19 protein-coding genes and 2 pseudogenes are annotated in these 20,787 nt (G+C 65.4%); 11 read left to right on the top strand and 10 right to left on the bottom strand.

Annotated elements, in window-relative coordinates; translation table 11 throughout:
* Positions 1-17 precede the first annotated feature (17 nt).
* Both F8237_RS22775 and F8237_RS22780 read left to right on the top strand, forming a co-directional pair.
* A pseudogene (locus tag F8237_RS22775) lies at positions 18-1,570 on the top strand (AMP-binding protein).
* 7 nt (positions 1,571-1,577) lie between these two features.
* Complete coding sequence (locus tag F8237_RS22780; RefSeq protein ID WP_151648085.1) at positions 1,578-2,822, top strand: acetyl-CoA hydrolase/transferase family protein; 1,245 nt, start codon at positions 1,578-1,580, stop codon at positions 2,820-2,822.
* 1 nt (position 2,823) lies between these two features.
* Here the strand turns inward: F8237_RS22780 and F8237_RS22785 are convergent, their stop codons facing one another.
* Entirely contained in the window at positions 2,824-3,360 is a 537-nt protein-coding gene (locus F8237_RS22785; protein ID WP_151648087.1) for a hypothetical protein, read from the bottom strand.
* Between the two features lie 161 nt (positions 3,361-3,521).
* Between F8237_RS22785 and F8237_RS22790 the strand changes: the two genes are divergently transcribed.
* Genes F8237_RS22790 through F8237_RS22800 form a run of 3 tightly spaced genes read left to right on the top strand, consistent with a single transcriptional unit; the run spans position 3,522 to position 6,650 of the window.
* A complete protein-coding gene (locus F8237_RS22790; protein ID WP_151648089.1) occupies positions 3,522-3,935 on the top strand; it encodes a flagellar protein FlgN in 414 nt (137 codons plus the stop codon).
* A 16-nt stretch (positions 3,936-3,951) separates the two neighbouring features.
* Positions 3,952-5,727, top strand: a complete 1,776-nt coding sequence (gene flgK, locus F8237_RS22795) for a flagellar hook-associated protein FlgK (RefSeq protein ID WP_151648091.1) — start codon at positions 3,952-3,954, stop codon at positions 5,725-5,727.
* An 11-nt stretch (positions 5,728-5,738) separates the two neighbouring features.
* Positions 5,739-6,650 (top strand): flagellin, encoded by a 912-nt coding sequence (locus F8237_RS22800; protein ID WP_151648093.1) that lies wholly within the window; start codon positions 5,739-5,741, stop codon positions 6,648-6,650.
* Between the two features lie 7 nt (positions 6,651-6,657).
* Here F8237_RS22800 and F8237_RS22805 read toward each other — a convergent pair whose 3' ends face one another.
* The 9 genes and pseudogenes from F8237_RS22805 to F8237_RS22840 form a co-directional block, all read right to left on the bottom strand.
* Positions 6,658-8,232 (bottom strand): AMP-binding protein, encoded by a 1,575-nt coding sequence (locus F8237_RS22805; protein ID WP_151648095.1) that lies wholly within the window; start codon positions 8,230-8,232, stop codon positions 6,658-6,660.
* Between the two features lie 33 nt (positions 8,233-8,265).
* A complete protein-coding gene (upp, locus tag F8237_RS22810; RefSeq protein WP_151648097.1) occupies positions 8,266-8,901 on the bottom strand; it encodes a uracil phosphoribosyltransferase in 636 nt (211 codons plus the stop codon).
* A gap of 146 nt (positions 8,902-9,047) precedes the next feature.
* Complete coding sequence (locus tag F8237_RS37245) at positions 9,048-9,176, bottom strand: hypothetical protein (RefSeq protein ID WP_259172531.1); 129 nt, start codon at positions 9,174-9,176, stop codon at positions 9,048-9,050.
* Between the two features lie 90 nt (positions 9,177-9,266).
* Positions 9,267-9,665, bottom strand: coding sequence for a hypothetical protein (locus F8237_RS22815; RefSeq protein ID WP_151648099.1), 399 nt, complete (start codon positions 9,663-9,665; stop codon positions 9,267-9,269).
* A gap of 17 nt (positions 9,666-9,682) precedes the next feature.
* Positions 9,683-9,874, bottom strand: a complete 192-nt coding sequence (locus tag F8237_RS22820; RefSeq protein ID WP_151648101.1) for a hypothetical protein — start codon at positions 9,872-9,874, stop codon at positions 9,683-9,685.
* Between the two features lie 125 nt (positions 9,875-9,999).
* Positions 10,000-10,917 carry a 4-hydroxy-tetrahydrodipicolinate synthase gene (dapA, locus tag F8237_RS22825; RefSeq protein WP_151648103.1) on the bottom strand — a complete coding sequence of 306 codons (918 nt, stop codon included), beginning with the start codon at positions 10,915-10,917 and terminating at the stop codon, positions 10,000-10,002.
* Positions 10,918-10,941: 24 nt separating this feature from the next.
* Positions 10,942-11,196, bottom strand: coding sequence for a hypothetical protein (locus F8237_RS22830; RefSeq protein WP_162006397.1), 255 nt, complete (start codon positions 11,194-11,196; stop codon positions 10,942-10,944).
* 45 nt (positions 11,197-11,241) lie between these two features.
* Positions 11,242-11,466, bottom strand: a pseudogene (locus F8237_RS22835) (hypothetical protein); the annotation flags it as partial.
* A gap of 37 nt (positions 11,467-11,503) precedes the next feature.
* Positions 11,504-11,971, bottom strand: a complete 468-nt coding sequence (locus F8237_RS22840; protein WP_162006173.1) for a hypothetical protein — start codon at positions 11,969-11,971, stop codon at positions 11,504-11,506.
* Between the two features lie 607 nt (positions 11,972-12,578).
* On the opposite strand from F8237_RS22840, the gene F8237_RS22845 reads away from it, so the two are divergent.
* The 6 genes from F8237_RS22845 to F8237_RS22870 all read left to right on the top strand — a co-directional run bounded on the left by F8237_RS22845 (position 12,579) and on the right by F8237_RS22870 (position 20,693).
* Positions 12,579-12,668, top strand: coding sequence for a K(+)-transporting ATPase subunit F (locus tag F8237_RS22845; RefSeq protein ID WP_151648107.1), 90 nt, complete (start codon positions 12,579-12,581; stop codon positions 12,666-12,668).
* A 111-nt stretch (positions 12,669-12,779) separates the two neighbouring features.
* A complete protein-coding gene (kdpA, locus tag F8237_RS22850; protein ID WP_151648109.1) occupies positions 12,780-14,483 on the top strand; it encodes a potassium-transporting ATPase subunit KdpA in 1,704 nt (567 codons plus the stop codon).
* Positions 14,484-14,507: 24 nt separating this feature from the next.
* Positions 14,508-16,625, top strand: coding sequence for a potassium-transporting ATPase subunit KdpB (kdpB, locus tag F8237_RS22855; protein WP_151648111.1), 2,118 nt, complete (start codon positions 14,508-14,510; stop codon positions 16,623-16,625).
* A gap of 12 nt (positions 16,626-16,637) precedes the next feature.
* Positions 16,638-17,243 carry a K(+)-transporting ATPase subunit C gene (locus tag F8237_RS22860; protein WP_151648113.1) on the top strand — a complete coding sequence of 202 codons (606 nt, stop codon included), beginning with the start codon at positions 16,638-16,640 and terminating at the stop codon, positions 17,241-17,243.
* A 40-nt stretch (positions 17,244-17,283) separates the two neighbouring features.
* Entirely contained in the window at positions 17,284-20,007 is a 2,724-nt protein-coding gene (locus tag F8237_RS22865) for a sensor histidine kinase (RefSeq protein WP_151648114.1), read from the top strand.
* Positions 20,004-20,693: a response regulator gene (locus F8237_RS22870; protein WP_151648116.1), complete on the top strand. Its 690-nt coding sequence runs from the start codon at positions 20,004-20,006 to the stop codon at positions 20,691-20,693. Before F8237_RS22865 ends, F8237_RS22870 begins: the two co-directional genes overlap by 4 nt.
* Positions 20,694-20,787: the final 94 nt, after the last annotated feature.

A 20,787-nucleotide genomic window follows, 5' to 3' on the forward strand; every position in this document is an offset into this window, starting at 1 on the left:
GCTCGGGAAGGATCGCCATGAACCTCGCTCACCATCTCCTGCGCGCCGCCAAAGCGGATGCGTCCGCGCCGGCGCTGTTCAAGGGGGGACGCTGGTTGCCGATTACGGCCGGCTCGCCGCGACGGTGGCCTCGCTGGCCGCGTCGTTGCAGCAGCGCTTTGGTTTGATCAAAGGCGACCGCGTCGCCTTGCTGATGAAGAACGTGCCTGACTATGTCGCCTGCCTCTATGCCTGCTGGCACGCCGGGCTGGTGGCCGTTCCCATCAACGCGAAGCTGCATCCACGCGAGGTCGCGTTCATTCTCGACAATTCGGGTGCGGCAGTCGTCTTCGTGACCGAGGACATGGCGAGCGTCGCGTCAGAAGCGTTGTCGATCGCGGCAGTCAAGCCGCGCATTGTCGAGATTGGTTCGGCCGAGCATCGCGCCTTGGAGATGGCCGACGGCATCGCCATCGCCGATGTCGCGATCGCCGATCCCGCCTGGATCTTCTACACCAGCGGTACCACCGGCCGGCCCAAGGGGGCAGTGCTGAGCCATCGCAACCTGCTTGCGATGTCGTTGACCTATCTCGCCGAGATCAATCCGGTCGTCCCCGGGGAGGCGCTGCTCCACGCCGCGCCGATGTCGCACGGCTCCGGCCTCTACATGGTGCCGCATGTGATCGGCATGGGCGCGCAGATCATTCCCGAGAGCGGTCGCTTCGAGCCGAACGAGATCCTGGAGCTGACGGCGAAGCGAAACGGCATTTCCTTCTTCGCCGCGCCCACCATGGTGCGGCGCTTGACGGTCGCCGCGGAAGCAGCGGGCGCGACCGCGCCAGGACTGAAGACCATCATCTATGGCGGCGGCCCGATGTATGTCGCCGATTGCAGGGCGGCGCTCGCCGTGTTCGGACCAAAGCTTGTACAGATCTACGGTCAGGGCGAAACGCCGATGACCATCACGTACCTGTCGAGATCCATGCACGCCGATGCCGGGCATCGGCGCCACGAGGAGCGTTTGGCCTCGGTCGGCATCGCGCAAGGCGTCGTGCAAGTGCGCACCGTGGACGAAGCGGGGCAGGACGTTGCACCTGGTGAGATCGGCGAGATCATCGTGCGCGGCGATACCGTGATGTCCGGTTATTGGCAGAACCCGGATGCGACCGCGAGCACGCTGCGCGGCGGCTGGCTCTACACCGGCGACATGGGCGCGTTCGATACCGATGGGTTCCTGACGCTGAAGGATCGCTCCAAGGACGTCATCATCTCCGGCGGCACCAACATCTATCCGCGCGAGGTCGAGGAGGTGCTGCTGCGGCACGAGGCTGTTGCCGAGGTGTCCGTGATCGGCCGGCCGCATCCGGATTGGGGTGAGGAGGTCGTGGCGATCGTCGTTCCCGTTGCGGGCAGGGCGGTCACGCGGGATGAGCTCGACCAGATGTGCAACGCCTGGATCGCCCGCTTCAAGCGGCCGAAGCACTACTACCTCGCCGGCGAACTGCCGAAGAACAGCTATGGCAAGATCGTGAAGACGGAGCTGCGCACGCTGCTCGGCGAATCTTCCGCGCGCCTCGCGCTGCTGGACTGAGGCGGCGATGTCGGAGGAGACGCCGATCGACTTCTCCGGCCTGATCCGCGACGGCGATCTCGTTGTGTGCGGGCAGGCGACGGCGGAGCCCGTCACCCTGACCGAAGCGCTGATGGCGCAGGCGGCACAGCTTCCACCCTTCCGCATGATGGTCGGGCCGGTGTTCTCGGAGACGTTTTCGGCGGCGAGCGCGGCGAACGTGTCGTTTCTCAGCTACGGCGTGATCGGCAATGCGCGGCGGCTTGCGAAAGCGGGTCGGCTCGAAATGATCCCGAGCAACTACAGCGCCTTCTGCGCCGACTTCGCCGCACGCCGCCACAGTGCGGATTTCGTCCTCGTGCAGCTTGCGGAGGCCCGGGGACGGCTCAGCGCCAGCCTTTCCAACGACTATGTCATCGATGCCGCGCGTCGCGCGCGCCTCGTCGTCGCCGAGATCAATCCGGATGCGCCCTTTACGTTCGGTGCGGAATGGCCCGAGGACGTGCCGATCCATGTGCGCGTGCTGGCCCGCCGTCCGCCGGTCGAATTGGCATCGCCGCCGCCGGATGACGTCTCGCGTCGCATCGCGGCTCATGCGGCAGGCCTGGTCGTCGACGGCAGCACGCTCCAGTTCGGCGTGGGGCGCATTCCTGACGCGATCCTCTCCTCGCTGTCCCATGTGCGCAATCTCGGCATCCATTCCGGCCTGATCAACGATGCCGTCGTCGAGCTGATCGAGTGCGGCGCGGTGACGAATGCGGAGAAGGGGGTCGATGCTGGCATCACCGTCACCAACCAGGTGATCGGCACGAATCGGCTTTACCGCTTCGTGCACGAGAACAAGGCTGTCGCGGTGCGGCCGACGTCCTACACGCACGGCCAGGGCGTGTTGGCGCGGCTCAACCGGTTGGTCGCGATCAACTCGGCTCTTCAGGTCGGGCTCGACGGCAGCGTGAATTCCGAGACGCTGAATGGCGTGACCATCGGGGCGATCGGAGGCCAGCTCGATTTCGTACGCGGGGCCAATGCATCACGCGGAGGCCGGGCGATCATCGCGCTGCCGGCAACGGCGTCCGATGGCGCGAGCCGGATCGTCACGCATGTCGAGACCGTGACGACGCCGCGTGCCGATGTCGATGCCATCGTGACCGAATGGGGCATCGCCGAGTTGCGCGGCTGCGGTCTTGCCGAGCGTGCGCGCCGCATGATCGCGATCGCCGGGCCCGAGCATCGCGATGCCCTGTCGGCGCAGCTCGGAAGTTCTGCGCGATAACTCAGTTCAACATCGCGAGCGTCGGCCGCTGGCTCTCGCTGGCCCCGATGATCCCCGGGAGATCGGTCGCCTCGCCGGCGATCATGCCCGACAGCTGCCAGAACAGATGCGCGAGGCGGGAGAACACCAGCCGCTCACGTTCGGCGGGCACGGTGCCGTCGGGGATCGTCACGGTTTCCAGGCCGACCACTTTCTTGAAGTCGGGCCAGATCGTCATCGACTGCGCGATCACGGAATAGCAGTGCGGATCCTCATCGCTCTCGTCGGGTGCCGGCGGCAAACCCGGATATTGCGTCGGCGCGGCGTAGAACTTGTAGGCGCCATAGCCGAGCCGGAGCAGAAACTTTTCAGGGACGGCGACATCGGCAGCAAAGGACACCAGCCGCGCTTGGGTCAGCAGCTCCGGCGCGATGGCGCCGAGGTCCTGGGCACGCAGTGCCGAACAGAAGGCGAGGTGGCGATTGTGCTCGCGGAGCAGATTGGCCAGCGGCTGCTGCTGTTGCACGGTGTCGGTGAGCAGGATGATGGTCTTGAACATCTTGTGATGTCCGTCAGGGAAAGAGATGGCGGGCGGTCATGACTGCGTCGTCGGCCGCCTGGTGAGCGAAGAAATCGTTGGCGATGCGTTGTCCCGGCGCGATCTCCAGGATGCGGTAAGCCAACAGCCAAGCCGCAAGGACGAACGTCGCGAGCGGCGACATCAGGATCAAGTCGCTGATCACGCTGATCGATACGCTGACCGCGCTGGTCGCCGAGGAGAATGCCGAGCTTGCCAGGGGTCTGCCGGCCTCGCGCCTGAAGCAGGTCGATGAAAAGAACAAGCTGGCGGAGATTTTCGAACGGACCGTGGCCGAGTGCGCGGCGGGGACGACCGGCCTGACAGTCAGGGACCGCATGCTGCGCGAGCAGCTCCTGGAGCGCATTCTGAAGCTGCGTGCAGCGATGGACGAGAATCTGGTGCGCCTGCGCGCGGCGATCGAGGCCAGCAATCGCCGGATCGAGGCTGTCATGCAGGCGATCCGGGAGCAGATCGCGGCCGTGTCGCCCTATGGCGCGTCCGGCCGTGTGACTGCCGCCCGCGCTGTTTCCAGCGGCACCAGCTGCAGCGCCTGACGAAGCGAGGGAAGCCGTGTCGCTCGATATCGCACGATCGATCGCCTTCAGCGGATTGTCGGCGACGTCCGTGCAGATCAGCGTGACGTCGTCGAACATCTCGAACGCAGACACGACCGGCTACACCAAGAAGTCCGCGACCCAGTCGAGCAGCGTCACCAACGGTGTCGGCACCGGCGTTACGGTGACGGGCATCACCTCGACGGTCGACAAGCTGCTGTTGAAGTCGCTGGTCAGCGCGGATTCCGATCTCGGCGCGGCCGACACCGCCAACACCTATCTGACGTCGCTCCAGAAGCTCTACGGTTCGATCAGCAGCAGCGGCGATTCGTCGTCCGGGACCTCGCTCGCCAACAGCATCGCCTCGCTGGAATCGGCGCTGTCGTCGCTGGCGAGCACGCCGAGCAGCGCCTCGCTGCAATCCAACGTCATCAGCGCGCTCGACGACGTCGCGAGCCAGTTGCGGGAGACATCGAGCGGGGTCCAGAAGCTTCGATCGGATGCCGACCAGGACATCGCGTCCTCGATCGACGACGTCAATGCGGACCTGAAGCAGATCGCCGACCTCAACGCCGAGATCAAGCAGACGGCTGCGACCGGCCAGTCGACCGCGGACCTGGAGGACCAGCGTAATACCGCGCTGCAGGACCTCGCTTCCAAGATGAACGTCAGCTATTTCACGACGACGAACGGCGACCTCCAGATCTACACCACGTCCGGGCAGGCGCTGGTCGACAGTTCCGCGCATGCAATCAGCTATACCGCCGCGGCCAACGTGACTGCGGCGACGACCTATACGGCCAGCTCCTCATCCAGTGGCTTCAGCGCGATCTCGGTAAACGGGGTCGACATCACCTCACAGATCACGGGCGGTGACATCGGCGCGCTGATCACGCTCCGCGATGACACGCTGCCCGACGCGCAGTCCCAGCTCGACCAGCTCGCACAGCAGCTGGCGTCCGTGATGAACAGCGTCTCGAACGGTGCCTCTTCGGAGCCGGCACCGACCAGCCTGACCGGGACGACATCAGTGACCAGCAGCTCGGCGTTGTCCGGCTCCGGGACGGTGCGCCTGGCCGTCACCGACCAGAGCGGCAATCTGGTCTCCTATGGTGATCTCGACCTGTCGTCCTATGCCACGGTCGGCGATCTCGTCACCGCGATCAACGGCATCTCGGAATTGTCCGCCTCGGTCGATTCGGACGGCCATCTCTCGATCACGGCGACCGGCTCCGGCAACGGCGTCGCCATCAACGAGATGACGAGCTCGGTGGGAAGCTCCAGCGAGGGGTTCTCCGAGTATTTCGGCCTCAACGATCTCGTGACCGGAACGAGTGCCTCTGACATCGCGGTCAACAGCAAGATCCCGTCCGGAACGAGCGAGCTCCAGCTCGCGACGCTGGATTCGTCGTCGAGCCTGACGGTCGGCAGCTCGGTGCTGTCGTCGGGCTCGGCCACGGTGATCAATGCCTTCTACGATGCGTTGACGGGCTCGCGGACATTCGCGTCTACCGGGGGGCTTGCCGCCAACACCGGTTCGCTGGCCGACTACGTCTCGGCCGTCGTGTCGGACGTGTCGAGCAAGGCCTCGCAGGCGTCAACCAACTACACCGCCAAGGAAACCGCGCAGTCGACCTGTGCGAACTCGCTAGCGTCACAGTCCGGCGTCAACCTCGACGAGGAATCCGCCAATCTGAGCACGCTTCAGAACAAATATTCGGCGGCATCGGCCCTGATCCAGGCCATCAACGCCATGTACTCGGCGCTGCTGACCGCCGTACAATCGACGTAAGGGGCGCGCTGATGGTCGCGATGCGGGTTGCCACCTTCGCCCAGTCGAACCGGATGATCGCCGATGCCATGCGCGTGGAATCGGTCATGGCCAACATGCAGATCCAGGAATCCTCGGGCGTCGTCTCGACCGATTTCGGCGGCTACGGCTCGGACGCGCAGCATGTCGTCAATCTCCAGGTCTCGGTGACGCGTGCGCAATCCTACATCGATGCCGCCACGCTCGCCGACAGCAAGGTTCAGGTGATGTATTCGGCTGTCGGCTCGGTGACCGACATCCTCACCCAGCTGCGCTCCCAGCTCAGCGCCGCTTCGACGGGGAGTTCGACCGAGGTGAATTCCGTGATCAGCTCCGCCCAGCAGATGCTGGAGCAGATGGGCTCGCTGATGAATACGCAATATGACGGCCAGTATGTCTTCGCCGGCGGCAAGACGGACACGGCGCCGGTCGATCTCACCAGCTTTTCGTCCGGCACAGGCTCCGCCACGACGGCGGACACCAGCTACTATAACGGCGACAACGAGATCGCCTCGGTGCGGGTCGCGGCCGATGAAACCGTGTCCTACGGCGTCACCGCTAACAATTCGGCATTCGAGGAGGTGATGCGCGTGTTGAAATTCGTCGCCAACAGCACCTCGCTGTCGTCCGCGGACATCACCAGTGCGCTCGACCTTGCCAGCACGGCGCTCGACGATACTGCGGCCGCGCAGGCGAAGCTCTCCAGCGCCGCGTCCTCGATCGAAACCGCGAGCGCCCGCCAGACCGACTACAAGAGCTATGCCGAGACGCTGTCGAACGACCTCACCAGCGTCGATGTCGCCGCCGTCACGGCGCAGCTTTCGACCTACCAGGCGCAGCTCACGGCATCCTATTCGGCGCTGGGCAAGATCCTGAGTCTGAATCTGTCGAGCTACCTGAAATAGGCCGGGCTCATTCGGCGGCGATGCGCTCCATCGCCATGGCGCGAAGCCGGGCGCGCTGGATCTTGACGCCGTTGGCGCTGTCGGTGACCGGGAAGGCGTCCACGACATAGATCCGCGCCGGAACCTTGTAGCCGGCGAGCCGTTCGCGCAGGCGGGCAATCAGTGTCTCCTGCTGCGGGGGCTCCCTTGCCGGGATCACGAAGGCGACGCAGCGCGCCTGGTCCTTCAGATCGATCGCGACGACCTGGGCGTCGGCGACGCCGGTGCAGGATTTGAGCTCGTCCTCGATCTCGCCCGGCGCAACCAGGAAGCCGCCGAGTCGCATCGCATCGCCCGCCCGGGTCTCGTAGACGAAGGCGCCGTCGCCGCGCAGCCGGCCGATGTCGCCGGTGCGGAAGAAGCCGTCGGCAGTGATCGCATCGTGCGTGGCTTCAGGGTTGTTGAAGTAGCCGAGGAAGCGCGACGGCGCGCTGATCTCGATCTCACCAGAGACACCTTGGGCCGCAAGCTCGCCGGTCTCCATGTCGCGCACGCGCACTTTTGCATCGGCTGACATCGGCCAGCCGCCGCCCTCGATGCGGTCGGCGAAGGCGTCACCGGGGCGTGCGATCGAGAACAGCGCCTGCACCTCGCTCGAACCGTAGAGGCCATAGAGCGGCATGCCGCGTACCTCGGCCTCCGCGGCCAGTTCGCGCCAGCCGGGCTGAAACGCGGCGTAGCCGCAGATTTCGAGATGCGGGAAGGGGCGCGGCGCGTCGGTGAGCGCAAGGATGCGGCGGAACATCTCGTCCGAGCCGAACGAATGCGTGATCTTGTGCTTGCTGAGGATTTGGAACGCCGGCGCAGCTTCGAAGGCATCGAGCACATGCACGGTCGCGCCCGCGGCGATGAAGCCGAGCAGGCTGGTCATGCCGAACGTGCCGCAGAACGGCAGTATCGCTAGCAGCGAATGGCGCTGCGGATCGAGCTTGAGTGCTTCGGCGACGGAGGCGGCGTGCGTGGCCAGCGTTCGCTGCGAATGCGCGACGAGTTTTGGTCCCTTGGTCGTGCCCGACGTGGTGTAGAGCAGCACCGGCAGGTCGATATCGTTCTGCGCATGCGGGGCAGGCGGATAAGTCTCGTCGAAGGCGTCGAAGCGGATGCACGGCCATTGCGCGGGGATCGCATCCGCGCCGACCACCGCAAGCTCTTGCAGCGCCGGCACGTCGTCCCTGGCGATATCGGCGAGAATGGCGGCAAAATCGATCGAGCGGAACGCGGCCTCGACCACCATCAGCCTGGCGCCGGAGACCTTGAGCAGATGCGCGACCTCCGCGCTGCGGTAGCGCGTGTTGACGGCGGCGACGACTGCGGCGAGGCGCGCGGCCGCGAACAGCAGCGCGATCCATTCGACCCGGTTGACCAGCCAGACCGCGACGACGTCGCCCTGGCCGATGCCCTGGGCCGCAAGCCAGGCGGCGGTCCACTCGACCTTGGCAGAGAACTCCGCGCGCGAGACGGGCGTGCCGTCGAAGACAAAGGCGGGATCGGCGGCGGTCCCGGTGGCGATCAGCGATTGCAGCGAAAATTCATTGGCACTCATGCCAACCGGAGTAACCCGATCGCGCAAACCTGTCTACTTGGTGCCGAACATCCGGTCGCCGGCATCGCCGAGGCCCGGCACGATGTAGCCGTGGTCGTTGAGCCGCTCGTCGATCGCTGCGGTCCAGATCGGCACGTCGGGATGCTCGCTCTGGAACTGCGCGATGCCTTCGGGCGCGGCCAGCAAGCAGACGAAGCGGATGTCGCGGGCGCCGCGCGCCTTGAGCAGGGAGGCACCCGCGCAGGCCGAGTTGCCGGTCGCCAGCATCGGGTCCATCAGGATCACGGTGCGGTCGGACAGGTCCTGCGGCGCCTTGAAGTAATATTCCACGGCCTGCAATGTCTCGGGGTCGCGGTAGAGCCCGATATGGGCGATGCGCGCCGAGGGCATCAGCGCCAGCATGCCGTCGAGGAAGCCGACGCCGGCGCGCAGGATCGGCGCCAGCGTAAGTTTTTTGCCGGCGATCTTCGGGGCCTGCATCGGCGCGATCGGCGTCTCGATCTCGACCAGCTCCAGCGGCAGGTCGCGCGTCACCTCGTAGCCGAGCAGCATCCCGATCTCGTTCAGGATCTCGCGAAAGCTCTTGGTCGAGCGGTCCTTCTCCCGCATCAGGGAAAGCTTGTGCTGGACCAGGGGGTGGGCGACGACGTTGACGCTGCTGATGCTCATGAAACCGATCTACACGGTTCCGTTAAATTGCGCCAGATCGGCCGGATTGTTTCGAGGGAGACAAGCGGTCTGAAGCAGGCACCGCGCCCGGTTGTTCGGCTCATAGGCAGCCATGATCAGTCTGTGGTCGGCCGCCGTACGGAGACCTAAACCCCGAGCCCGCGTGCGAGCAGCGTAATCACGAGCGTCAGGACCGCGCCCCAGATCAGGCTCAGCGTCATGACCAGGATCGTCGTGGTGACAGCCTGCTCCGGATTTCCCTTGAGGAGCTGCATGCTACTTGTCCGAGGCCGGGGTCGCGGTGATGCGCATGCCGAGCAGCAATGCGGTCATCAATGCAACCAGGATGGCGATCTTGAGCTCGATCATGGCCGCCGCCTTGTGGTCATGCGTGCAAGGAGCCGCCTCGTTCGCTCTGCCAGCACGATCAGCGGATTGCCGCGGTTCTCGATGTCGAGCTCGAACGTCTCGGTGGGAAACACTAGGGCGCATCGCTCCGGCTTGCTCTGGCGGTTGGCGAAATCGATCGCGGAGCTCTTGAACAGGAACAGGCCGCCGATGCTGCCATTGGCTTCGCGCGCGACCCAGAGGCCGGCGGCGTTGCGGCCAATGAAAAAGGCGGGAATGGCCGCGCTGACGACATCCGGGTCGATCGGCCCTAGCGGCGTCCCAAGCGTCGCCGCCTGCTTGGCCTCAGGCCCGCCACGGGCAGCCTGCAGGGCGATCGCGGTCATGGCGGCGTCTTCACACATCAGCAAGGTCATGATGGTCTCCCATGCCCTCAGGCGTGGAGGTGCCACACATAAATGGCGGTCTTCAGCGCGATCAGCGCGGTGAGCACGCTGCCCATCGAGAGCAGGGCCAGCGCCTGAAGCCCGATGCGCTTGAGGCTGGTCTTGCGCGCCGCCGAAAGCCGCGCCGGGCGTTCCGCCGCGCCGAAAGGGCGGTCATAGCCATGAGTCAGGATCGACATTTTGGTATTCCCTCATCAGCGCGGCGACCGCGGTCGTCGCTATCTGCCTCGTAGGATGGGCGGCGCCGCATAGGATTGCGAGATGAGCGGCGATGCGGCGATATAGGAACGTCATAAGTGAGGGCCTACGCCCCGACACTATCGATCAGCTCCTCGTCGGCGATCGCGGCAAAGGCCCGCACCACCTCCCGTTGCGCGTCGGCGCCCAGCGGGACGATCGGCAGCCGCGTGGCCGGCGACATCAGGCCGAGCACGCTCAAGGCGTGTTTGAGCGCCGCCGGGCTCTCCTTGGCGAGGCACGCGATCAGCGGAATGAGGCGCTTGTGCAGGTAGCGCGCCGATTGCAGCCGACCTTGCCTGACCTGCGAGAAGATCGTACGGCACAGATCCGGGGCGATGTTGGTGATCTCCGAGATCGCCCCGTCGCCGCCGCTGGCGATGAAGCCGAACGCGGTGGTGTCGTCGCCGGATAGGAAGCGAAAGCCGGCCGGCAGGTGCCGACTCATACGCATCGGACGGGTGACGTCACAGCTGCCATCGCGCAGGCCCACGAACTGGCGGGACTCGACGAGGCGCAGCAGCGTCTCGTCGGCGAGCGGGCGCAGCGTGCGGGAGGGAGCGTCGTGCAGGATCACGGGCAGCTCGGTCGAACCGGCGATGGCCCGGAAATGCGCCAGCATCCCCTCCTGCATCGGTTTGTTGTAGGCCGGCACCACCGACATGACGGCATCGGCGCCCGCCGCTTCCGCGCGCCGCGCGAGCTCGATGGCGTGGCTGGTTGCGTTCGTCACCGCGCCGGCGATGACCCGCACGCGGCCGCGAGCGACAGCGACCGCGGTGCGGATGATCAGCTCCTGCTCGGCCGGCGAGAGCGTCGGCGCTTCGCCGGCCGTTTCGCAGACAACGAGCGCGGGAACGCCGGCTGCGACCTGGCGCTCGCAGAGGGCGGCGAACGCCTTGAGATCGATTGCGTCCGCCGCATCGAACGGCGTCGGCAGATCCGGGATGAAGCCGGTGAACCAGGCAGAGGGAGGGATGAACATGGCTTTTCGCCTGTATGCGCCGGCTCAGGCGGCGCTGCGTGCACTATTGCTGCTGGGGCTCTTGCCCATGTCGAGCTCGATCTCGCGCGGCAGCTCGACGATCGTTTCAGGGTGCTGCCCGTTTTCGAACAGCGCATATTTGACGGCCTGGGCGCGGCTGACGAACAGGCCGCCATAGAGGCCATTCTGTTCCTGGGCGACCCATTGGCTCCTGTGGTTGCGGCCGATGAAGACGATGGTCGAGGGCGAGCTGCACGAGGAAGGTTCGACGAGTTTCACGGATGTATTCCTTCCGATTGACAGAGGTGGCGGGCGCATGTCCCGCAGTGCACCGAACGCGGCGCATTCGTCCCAATGGTTGAGAGTGGCACCGAAAGGCGCCTCGCGCCTGAGAAGGGCGACAGCCGCACACAGGATGATCGACATCCAGAGCAGCGCTTTGAGGCTTCGCCCGAAGCCGATGCTGCCGAACGCGGCAAAGGCGCCGAGGAGGACGACGCGGACGGCGAAGCGTGCGATCACCCGTGACGGGCTCAGGGCCGGCGACATGTCCGAGGATTGCGGCAAGGCACGAACCCGTCCGGAATTAGCGGAAGTTCTCGCAGCCGACGGGCTCGTAGAACGGGGCCGGGGCAGGACGCACCGTGGGAACGCTCGGCCGCGATGCCTCCAAGGCCAAGGCCTGAACTTCAACGAAGGCCGACAGCAAGGCAATTGCGAGGTCGACGTGGTGTGCTTCGACCGCGGCGTCCAGCCAGTCCGGCAATTCGCGTTCGCGCGAGAGCGCGCAATGCCACTCACCCTCGTCATAGGCGATGCGGCGGACCTGCCACATCGGCAGCTCGAGCTCGATCAGCGCCAGCGCGGCATCGGCCCAGGCCTCGGCATCGACCAGGCGCACGACGCGGGCGGTCCGTTCGTTCTGCCCGAGCGAAGGGAAGCGCCGGCAGGCGTTGTCGATGATGTCGAGCATCAATGGCCTGGTCATCGTCGGTGCGGCACGAAGCTGCTGGCTGAGAGAAGGCGGGGAAAGGCGTCGGAGAGCGGCGGTCATATCAGGCCTCCTGGATTTGGCGTCGGTCAGTCGGCCGGCCTCTCCAAGATGGCTGAACGGGCATTTGAAAACGAGATGAAGGAGGGGCCGGAGATATAGGGATCTCATAAGTGGCGCGGTGGGTGGGTGAGGGGCGCAGTCGCCTCATCCCCCGCTGTCATCCCCGCGCACGCGGGGATCCATAACCACAGGCAGGATTTGCTGCGCAATTCAGGCAACTCCGAGTCTCCGCCACACCACTCCCTGTGGCTATGGATCCCGGATCTGCGCTTCGCTTGTGCGGGATGACAGTGGAGGTTGCCTCGCGAGCGTCGCGCTCACCCCGGCCTTTATGAGATTCCTATATCTTCGCCATAGCCCTCGTCTCGAAAACCTATGCCCGGGGTGGCACTTCAGCACGGTCAAAAGTCCTGCTGTCGCCCGCGGAAATGCATCTTTGCTTTGCCCCCGAGCGTCACCAGGTCCCCGAGAAAAAGTTGCGCCGGACACATGCGCGCAACGAGGAGCAATCCCATGATGGACATTCTGATGCTGGCGCTGGGCTTCGGCTTCTTCGCGCTCGCGGTCGGCTACACCTATGCCTGCGAACGGCTGTGAGGAGCGCGCCATGTTCTTTGATTATGCGCTTGCCGGCGCCGTCTCGCTCGCTCTCCTGTTCTACCTCACCTACGCGCTGCTGCGGCCCGAGCGGTTCTGATCGTGCTGCTGCTTCTCGAATTGCTGCTGGCGGACGCCGTGCTCGTCGTCTGCCTGCTGACGGTGCTCCTGCCGCTGCTGCGCCGGGCACCAAGCCTGAAGGGTTAATTCCATGACTATGATCGGTTGGCTCCAGATCATTCTCTTCTGCGTCATCATCGTCGCGCTCACAAAGCCGCTCGGCTGGTACATGACGCGCGTGTTCAACGGCGAGCGGACGTTCCTCTCGCCGGTGCTGCGCCCGATCGAGGCCGGCATCTACTGGTTCTCCGGCGTCGACGAGAAGCGCGAGCAGCACTGGGTGACCTACACGGTCGCCATGCTGCTGTTCCATGTCGGTGGCTTCCTTATCATCTACGGTGTGATGCGGCTGCAGGCGGTGCTGCCGTTCAATCCGGCCGGGCAGGGCGCGGTCGCGGAAGACCTCTCCTTCAACACAGCGATCTCCTTCATCACCAACACCAACTGGCAGAACTACGGCGGCGAGAGCACGGTCTCCTATCTCGTGCAGATGGTCGGCCTGACGCACCAGAATTTTCTATCGGCTGCCACTGGTATTGCGTTGGCGGTCGCTCTGATTCGCGGCTTCTCGCGCGCCTCGATGCGCACGGTCGGAAATTTCTGGGTCGACGTCACCCGCACCACGCTTTACGTGCTGCTGCCGATCTGCGTCGTCTACACGCTGTTCCTGATCTCGCAGGGCATGCCGCAGACGCTCGGAGACTATGTGGAGGCGACGACGCTGGAAGGCGCCAAGCAGACCATCGCGGTCGGCCCGGTCGCCTCGCAGGTCGCGATCAAGATGCTCGGCACCAATGGCGGCGGCTTCTTCAACGCCAACGCCGCGCATCCCTTCGAGAATCCGACGGCGCTGTCGAATTTCGTGCAGATGCTGTCGATCTTCCTGATCGGCGCGGCCATGACCAACGTGTTCGGCCGCATGGTCGGCAATCAGCGCCAGGGCTGGGCGATCCTTGCCGTGATGGGCGTGCTGTTCGTCGCCGGCGTCGCCGTCACCTATTGGGCCGAGGCCAACGGCACCTCGACGCTGCAGGCGCTCGGCCTGACCGGCGGCAACATGGAGGGCAAGGAGGTCCGCTTCGGCATCGTCGCGTCCTCGCTGTTCGCCGTGGTCACGACGGCCGCCTCCTGCGGCGCGGTCAACGCGATGCATGACAGCTTCACCGCGCTCGGCGGCATGATTCCGCTGATCAACATGCAGCTCGGCGAAATCGTCATCGGCGGCGTCGGCGCCGGCCTCTATGGCATGCTGCTGTTCGTCGTGCTCGCGATCTTCGTCGCGGGCCTGATGGTCGGCCGCACGCCGGAATATGTCGGCAAGAAGATCGAGGCGCGCGAGGTCAAGATGGCGATGCTCGCGATCCTGGTGCTGCCGCTGATGTATCTCGGCTGGACCGCTGTCGGCGTAGTCTATCCGGCGGCAGTGGCCTCGATGGCGAATGCCGGGCCGCATGGCTTCACCGAAGTGCTCTACGCCTTCACCTCGGCGACCGGCAACAACGGCTCGGCCTTCGCGGGCCTCACCGGCAACACGTTCTTCTACAACCTCACGCTGGCAAGCGCGATGTTCGTCGGTCGCTTCTTCATGATCATCCCGGCGATGGCGATCGCTGGCTCGCTGGCGGCCAAGAAATCGATCCCGCCGTCGGCGGGCACGTTCCCGACCACCGGCGGGCTGTTCGTCGGCCTCGTCGTCGGCGTGATCCTGATCATCGGCGGTCTCACCTTCTTCCCGGCGCTCGCGCTCGGCCCCATCGTCGAGCACCTCGCGATGAACGCCGGCAACGTCTTCTGATCGAGCTCTTTCGGAGTTACGTCCATGGAATCTGTCCTTAAGACCAACAAGCGCACGGCGGTTTCGGCGATGCTGGATCCGAAGATCGTGGTCCCCGCGATCGGCGCGTCCTTCACCAAGCTCGATCCGCGGCTGATGATCAAGAACCCGGTGATGTTCGTGGTCGAGATCGTGGCTGCGCTCACCACCGTGATCTTCCTGCGCGATCTCGTCACCGGTGGTGAGAATCTCGGCTTTACCTTCCAGATCATCCTCTGGCTGTGGTTTACCGTCCTGTTCGCCAATTTCGCCGAAGCGGTCGCCGAAGGCCGCGGCAAGGCGCAGGCGGAATCGCTGCGCAAGACCCGCACCGAGAGTCAGGCCAAGCTGCTGACAGGTGCGGGCCAGCCCTTCAAGCTGGTGCCGGGCACAAGCCTGAAGGTCGGCGACATCGTGCTGGTCGAGGCCGGCGATACCATCCCCTCCGATGGCGAAGTGATCGAGGGCGTGGCTTCGGTCAACGAGGCCGCCATTACCGGCGAATCCGCTCCCGTCATTCGCGAGTCCGGAGGCGACCGTTCGGCCGTGACCGGCGGCACCCAGGTGCTGTCTGACTGGATCCGCGTTCGTATCACGGCGGCGCAGGGCTCGACCTTCATCGACCGCATGATCAAGCTGGTCGAGGGCGCCGAGCGTGCGAAGACGCCGAACGAGATCGCGCTCAACATCCTGCTGGCCGGCCTCACCATCATCTTCGTGTTCGCCACCGTCACGATTCCGAGCTATGCCGCCTATGCCGGAGGTTCGATCTCGGTGATCGTGCTGGTCGCGCTGTTCGTGACTCTGATCCCGACCACAATCGGCGCGCTGCTCTCTGCCATCGGCATCGCCGGCATGGACCGCCTGGTGCGCTTCAACGTGCTGGCGATGTCCGGCCGCGCGGTCGAAGCCGCCGGCGACGTCGACACGCTGCTGCTGGACAAGACCGGCACCATCACCCTCGGCAACCGGCAAGCAACCGCGTTCCGTCCCGTGCGCGGTGTCACCGAGCAGGAGCTGGCGGATGCAGCCCAGCTTGCCTCGCTGGCCGACGAGACGCCGGAAGGGCGCTCCATCGTCGTGCTGGCGAAGGAGAAGTATGGCATCCGCGGCCGCGACATGGCCGAGCTTGGCGCCACCTTCATCCCGTTCACGGCGCAAACCCGCATGAGCGGCGTCGATGCCGGCGGCTCGTCGGTGCGCAAGGGCGCGGTCGATGCCATGCTCGGCTATATCGGTGGCGGTGCGACGCTGGCGGTTGCCTCCGGCAACACTGCCCGTGCCCTCCAGTCCACGGCGCTGTCCGACGTCGGCCGTGAGATCCAGACCATCGCCGACGAGATCGCCAAGGCCGGCGGAACGCCGCTTGCGGTTGCGAAGGACGGCAAGCTGCTCGGCGTCATCCAGCTCAAGGACATCGTCAAGGGCGGGATTCGCGAGCGCTTCGCCGAGCTGCGGCGCATGGGCATCCGCACCGTCATGATCACCGGCGACAACCCGATGACGGCAGCCGCGATCGCGGCGGAGGCCGGCGTCGACGACTTCCTGGCGCAGGCAACGCCCGAGGACAAGCTCAGGCTGATCCGCGACGAGCAGGCCAAGGGCAAGCTTGTGGCGATGTGCGGCGACGGCACCAACGATGCGCCGGCGCTTGCGCAGGCCGACGTCGGTGTCGCCATGAACACCGGTACCCAGGCCGCTCGCGAGGCCGGCAACATGGTCGACCTTGATTCCAACCCGACCAAGCTGATCGAGGTGGTCGAGATCGGCAAGCAGCTCCTGATGACGCGCGGCGCGCTGACGACGTTCTCGATCGCCAACGATGTCGCAAAATACTTTGCGATCATCCCCGCAATGTTCCTGGCGTTCTACCCCCAGCTCAACGTGCTCAACGTCATGAACCTGTCGAGCCCGCAGAGCGCCATCCTGTCGGCGATCATCTTCAACGCGCTGATCATCATCGGGCTGATCCCGTTGGCGCTGAAGGGCGTTGCTTACCGAGCTGTCGGTGCCGGTGCATTGCTGCGCCGTAACCTGCTGATCTACGGCCTCGGCGGCATCGTCATTCCCTTCGTCGGCATCAAGGCGATCGACCTCGTCGTCGTCGCTCTGCACCTGGCCTAAAGGAGGCCTAACATGCTTAGAGAAATCCGCCCCGCCATCGTTCTGTTGCTGGTGCTCACCGCCATCACGGGACTGGCCTATCCACTCGCAATGACCGGGATCGCCAGCGCGATCTTCCCCGCACAGGCGAACGGAAGCCTGATCGAGAAAGACGGCAAGGTGATCGGCTCCGCCCTGATCGGGCAGGAGTTCAAGGACGACAAATATTTCCATGGCCGCCTCTCGGCGACGCTGGCGCCGGACCCGAATGATTCGACCAAGACGGTGCCCGCGCCCTACAACGCCGCCAATTCGGGTGGCTCCAACCTCGGCCCGACCAGCAAGGCGCTGGCCGACCGGCTGAAGGAGGACGTGGACAAGCTGAAGGCGGAGAACCCGAACGCGGCCGTCCCGGTCGACCTCGTCACGACCTCGGCGAGCGGCCTCGATCCGGACATCTCGCCGGCCGCCGCCCAATTCCAGGTGCCCCGCATCGCCAAGGCCCGGAACATGCCGGAAGATGCAGTGAAGCAGCTTGTGGCCTCCAACGTCCAGGGCCGTTTCCTCGGCTTGCTGGGCGAGCCCAGGGTTAACGTGTTGGCGCTGAATCTCGCGCTCGACCGTACCGCCGCGAAGTAGCGGTCTAGGCTCGCGGCGTCCGGATGATTATATTCGCCTGATGGTCCAGGAGCGCCGCGATCCCGAACAACGTCCGTCTCCCGAGGCGCTGCTGGAAGCCGCGCGCCGGGAGGAGAGTGCGAGCGGCAAGCTGAAGATCTTCGTCGGCGCCGCCCCCGGTGTCGGCAAGACCTACGAGATGCTGCAAAGCGCCCATGCCAAGCGCAAGGCGGGCATCGATGTCGTGATCGGCTTCGTCGAAACCCACGGCCGGGCCGAGACCGAGGCGCTGGTGCGCGGGCTGGAAGCGATCCCGCGCCAGAGGCTCGAGTACCGCGGCCAGATCGTCGAGGAGATGGACCTCGACGCCGTCATCGCGCGGCGGCCGAAAATCGCGCTGGTCGACGAGCTCGCCCACACCAACGCGGCCGGCAGCCGCCATCCGAAGCGCTATCTCGACGTCGAGGAACTGCTCTCCCACGGCATCGACGTCTACACCGCCGTCAACATCCAGCACATCGAGAGCCTGAACGACGTCGTCGCCCAGATCACCCATGTGCGGGTGCGCGAAACCGTGCCGGATTCGGTGTTCGACCGTGCGGACGCGATCGAGCTGATCGACCTCACGCCGGACGATCTGATCCAGCGGTTGAAGGAGGGCAAGGTCTATGTGTCCCGGCAAGCCGAGCGGGCGCTGGAGCACTATTTCTCGCCGGGCAACCTCACGGCGCTGCGCGAGCTGGCGTTGCGGCGAACGGCCGAGCGGGTCGATGAGCAATTGCTCACCCACATGCAGGCGAACGCCATCGCCGGTCCCTGGGCCGCGGGCGAACGCATTCTCGTCTGCGTCAGCGAGGATCCGCGCGCGGCCAGCCTCGTGCGTTACACCAAGCGGCTCGCCGATCGGCTGCATGCGCCGTTCACCGCGATCTCGATCGAGACGCGGCGCTCGCTTCAGCTTTCAGACGAGCAGCGCGACCGTCTCGCCGATACGCTGCGGCTCGCCGAAGCGCTCGGCGGCGAGGCGCTGACCATTCCCGCCGTCGGTCGCCGCATCGCCGACGACGTCATCAGTTTCGCACAAGGCAACAACGTCACCCAGATCGTGATCGGGAAGTCGACGCGTTCGCGCTGGTTCGAACTGACGCGCGGTTCGGTCGTGCATGATCTCGTCCGTCGGGCCGGCAATATCAGCATTCACGTCATCCCGGGCGACGAGCTCGCCGAGCAGTCGCCGTCGAAGCCGACGGTGCAGACCGCCGCGCGGTCGGAGCCGTTCGATGCGCTGCCCTATCTCAAGGCGCTCGGCATCACTGTGCTCGGTCTTGCGGCGGCGGTCGTCATCAAGCCGCGGTTCGGCGTCGAGAATGTTGATCTGGTTTTCCTGACCGCGGTGGTGACGGTCGCGGTGCGCTATGGGCTGTGGCCGTCGCTGCTTGCAAGCCTGGTGTCGTCGCTGGCCTATAATTTCTTCTTCCTGCCGCCGGTCTACACTTTCACCATCACCGATCCGACCAATGTCGCCGCCTTCTTCTTCTTCATGCTGATCGCGATGCTGGTGTCGAATCTTGCGGGGCGGGTGCGGATCCAGGCCGACACTGCGATCGGCCGCATCCGCACCACCGAGCAGCTCTATGCGTTCAGCCGCAAGCTTGCGGGCACCGCCACGCTCGACGATGTGCTGTGGGCGACCGCCTATCAGGCCGCGCTGATGTTGAAGGTTCGCGTGGTGCTGCTGCTGCCCGAGGACGGCCTGCTCACGGTCAAATCCGGCTATCCGCCGGAGGATGAGCTCGACCAGGCCGATCTTGCCGCCGCAAACTGGGCCTGGAGCAACGATCGTCCCGCGGGCCGGGGCTCGGACACGTTGCCGGGGGCCAAACGGCTGTTCCTGCCGATGCGCACCGGGCGCGGCCCGATCGGCGTCATCGGCATTGACAACGACCGCACGGGTCCGCTGCTGACGCCGGACCAGCGTCGGCTGCTCGATGCGCTGGTCGACCAGGGCGCGCTCGCGATCGAGCGGGTGTTGCTGGTCGAGGACATGGACCGCGTCAAGCGCACCGTCGAATCCGAGCGGCTTCGCTCGGCGCTGCTGACGTCGATCTCGCATGATCTGAAGACGCCGCTCGCCTCCGTGTTGGGCGCCGCCTCGACCATGCGCGATCTCGCCGGTGCGCTGTCCGACACCGAGAAGCGCGACCTGCTTGCCACCGTGATCGACGAATCCGAGCGGCTCAACCGCTTCATCGCCAATCTGCTCGACATGACCAAGCTCGAATCCGGCGCCGTCGTGCCCAACACGGCGCTGCACGATCTCGGCGAAATCGTCGGCAGCGCGCTGCGGCGGGCAACCAAGATCCTCACCGGCCACAAGGTCGAGCTGGTGCTCGCCGCCGACCTGCCGATGCTCCAGCTCGATGCCGTTCTGTTCGAGCAGGTGCTGTTCAATCTGCTCGACAATGCCGCGAAATATTCGCCAGTTGACACCACGATCGCGATCCGCAGCTGGCGCGAGCGGGATCAGGTGGTGCTTCAGGTGGCCGACGAGGGCGGCGGCATTCCACCCGACGAGCTCGAGAGCGTGTTCGACAAGTTCTATCGCGCGCAGAAGGGCGACCATGTTCGGCCCGGCACCGGGCTCGGGCTCGCCATTTCCCGCGGCTTCGTCGAGGCGATGCACGGCACGATCTCGGCCGCCAACCGCAGCGACCGCAGCGGCGCCGTTCTCACCATCCGTCTGCCCATCCCGGCACAGACCCGCGCATTGGATACCGCCGCATGAGTGCCGCCCCGATCAAGGTTCTGGTCATCGACGACGAGCCGCCGATCCGCAAGCTGCTGCGGATGAGCCTGACGACGCAGGGCTACGAGATCCTGGAGGCATCGAGCGGGAAGATTGCGCTGGAAAAGCTCGCCGAGGACCCCGCACTGATCATCCTCGATCTTGGCCTGCCCGACGTCCAGGGCCATGAGCTGCTGCGCACGATACGCGCGCGCAACGAAGCCGTGCCGATCGTTGTGCTGTCGAGCCGCGGCGACGAGGCCGGCAAGGTCCAGGCCCTCGATCTCGGCGCCGACGATTATCTGACAAAACCGTTCGGCATGGACGAGCTGCTGGCTCGCCTGCGCGCCGCGCTGCGGCACCAGCTTCAGGTGCAGGGCGAACGCCCGGTATTCCGCACCGGCGATCTCTCGGTCGATCTCGTCCGCCGCATCGTCAAGGTCGGCGAGCGCGACATCAAGCTGTCGCCGAAGGAATACGACCTCCTGCGCGTGCTGGTCCAGCACGCCGGCAAGGTTCTGACCCACCGCTTCCTGCTCAAGGAGCTCTGGGACGAGCTGACAGACGCGCAATATCTGCGCGTCTATGTCCGCCAGCTCCGCCAGAAGATCGAAGCCGATCCGGAACGGCCGCAATATGTGCTGACCGAAACGGGGATCGGGTATCGGCTGAAGGCGGGCGATTGATTTACGCAGATCCGTAGGATGGGTAGAGCGCAGCGAAACCCATCAACCCTCTACACGCGCGGGTAAGCGATGGGTTTCGCTGCGCTCTACCCAT

Source organism: Bradyrhizobium betae, assembly GCF_008932115.1.
Classification (GTDB): Bacteria; Pseudomonadota; Alphaproteobacteria; order Rhizobiales; family Xanthobacteraceae; genus Bradyrhizobium; species Bradyrhizobium betae.

Excerpts from the sequence above, each read along its gene's own strand:
- F8237_RS22805 (WP_151648095.1), bottom strand. The coding sequence starts at position 8,232 with ATGAGTGCCAATGAATTTTCGCTGCAATCGCTGATCGCCACCGGGACC.
- F8237_RS22780 (WP_151648085.1), top strand. The coding sequence starts at position 1,578 with ATGTCGGAGGAGACGCCGATCGACTTCTCCGGCCTGATCCGCGACGGC.
- F8237_RS22845 (WP_151648107.1), top strand. The coding sequence starts at position 12,579 with ATGTTCTTTGATTATGCGCTTGCCGGCGCCGTCTCGCTCGCTCTCCTG.
- F8237_RS37245 (WP_259172531.1), bottom strand. The coding sequence starts at position 9,176 with ATGCAGCTCCTCAAGGGAAATCCGGAGCAGGCTGTCACCACGACGATC.
- kdpA (WP_151648109.1), top strand. The coding sequence starts at position 12,780 with ATGACTATGATCGGTTGGCTCCAGATCATTCTCTTCTGCGTCATCATC.
- F8237_RS22865 (WP_151648114.1), top strand. The coding sequence starts at position 17,284 with ATGGTCCAGGAGCGCCGCGATCCCGAACAACGTCCGTCTCCCGAGGCG.
- F8237_RS22785 (WP_151648087.1), bottom strand. The coding sequence starts at position 3,360 with ATGTTCAAGACCATCATCCTGCTCACCGACACCGTGCAACAGCAGCAG.
- F8237_RS22800 (WP_151648093.1), top strand. The coding sequence starts at position 5,739 with ATGGTCGCGATGCGGGTTGCCACCTTCGCCCAGTCGAACCGGATGATC.
- F8237_RS22815 (WP_151648099.1), bottom strand. The coding sequence starts at position 9,665 with ATGACCTTGCTGATGTGTGAAGACGCCGCCATGACCGCGATCGCCCTG.
- upp (WP_151648097.1), bottom strand. The coding sequence starts at position 8,901 with ATGAGCATCAGCAGCGTCAACGTCGTCGCCCACCCCCTGGTCCAGCAC.
- F8237_RS22860 (WP_151648113.1), top strand. The coding sequence starts at position 16,638 with ATGCTTAGAGAAATCCGCCCCGCCATCGTTCTGTTGCTGGTGCTCACC.
- F8237_RS22820 (WP_151648101.1), bottom strand. The coding sequence starts at position 9,874 with ATGTCGATCCTGACTCATGGCTATGACCGCCCTTTCGGCGCGGCGGAA.
- F8237_RS22870 (WP_151648116.1), top strand. The coding sequence starts at position 20,004 with ATGAGTGCCGCCCCGATCAAGGTTCTGGTCATCGACGACGAGCCGCCG.
- kdpB (WP_151648111.1), top strand. The coding sequence starts at position 14,508 with ATGGAATCTGTCCTTAAGACCAACAAGCGCACGGCGGTTTCGGCGATG.
- F8237_RS22840 (WP_162006173.1), bottom strand. The coding sequence starts at position 11,971 with ATGACCGCCGCTCTCCGACGCCTTTCCCCGCCTTCTCTCAGCCAGCAG.
- dapA (WP_151648103.1), bottom strand. The coding sequence starts at position 10,917 with ATGTTCATCCCTCCCTCTGCCTGGTTCACCGGCTTCATCCCGGATCTG.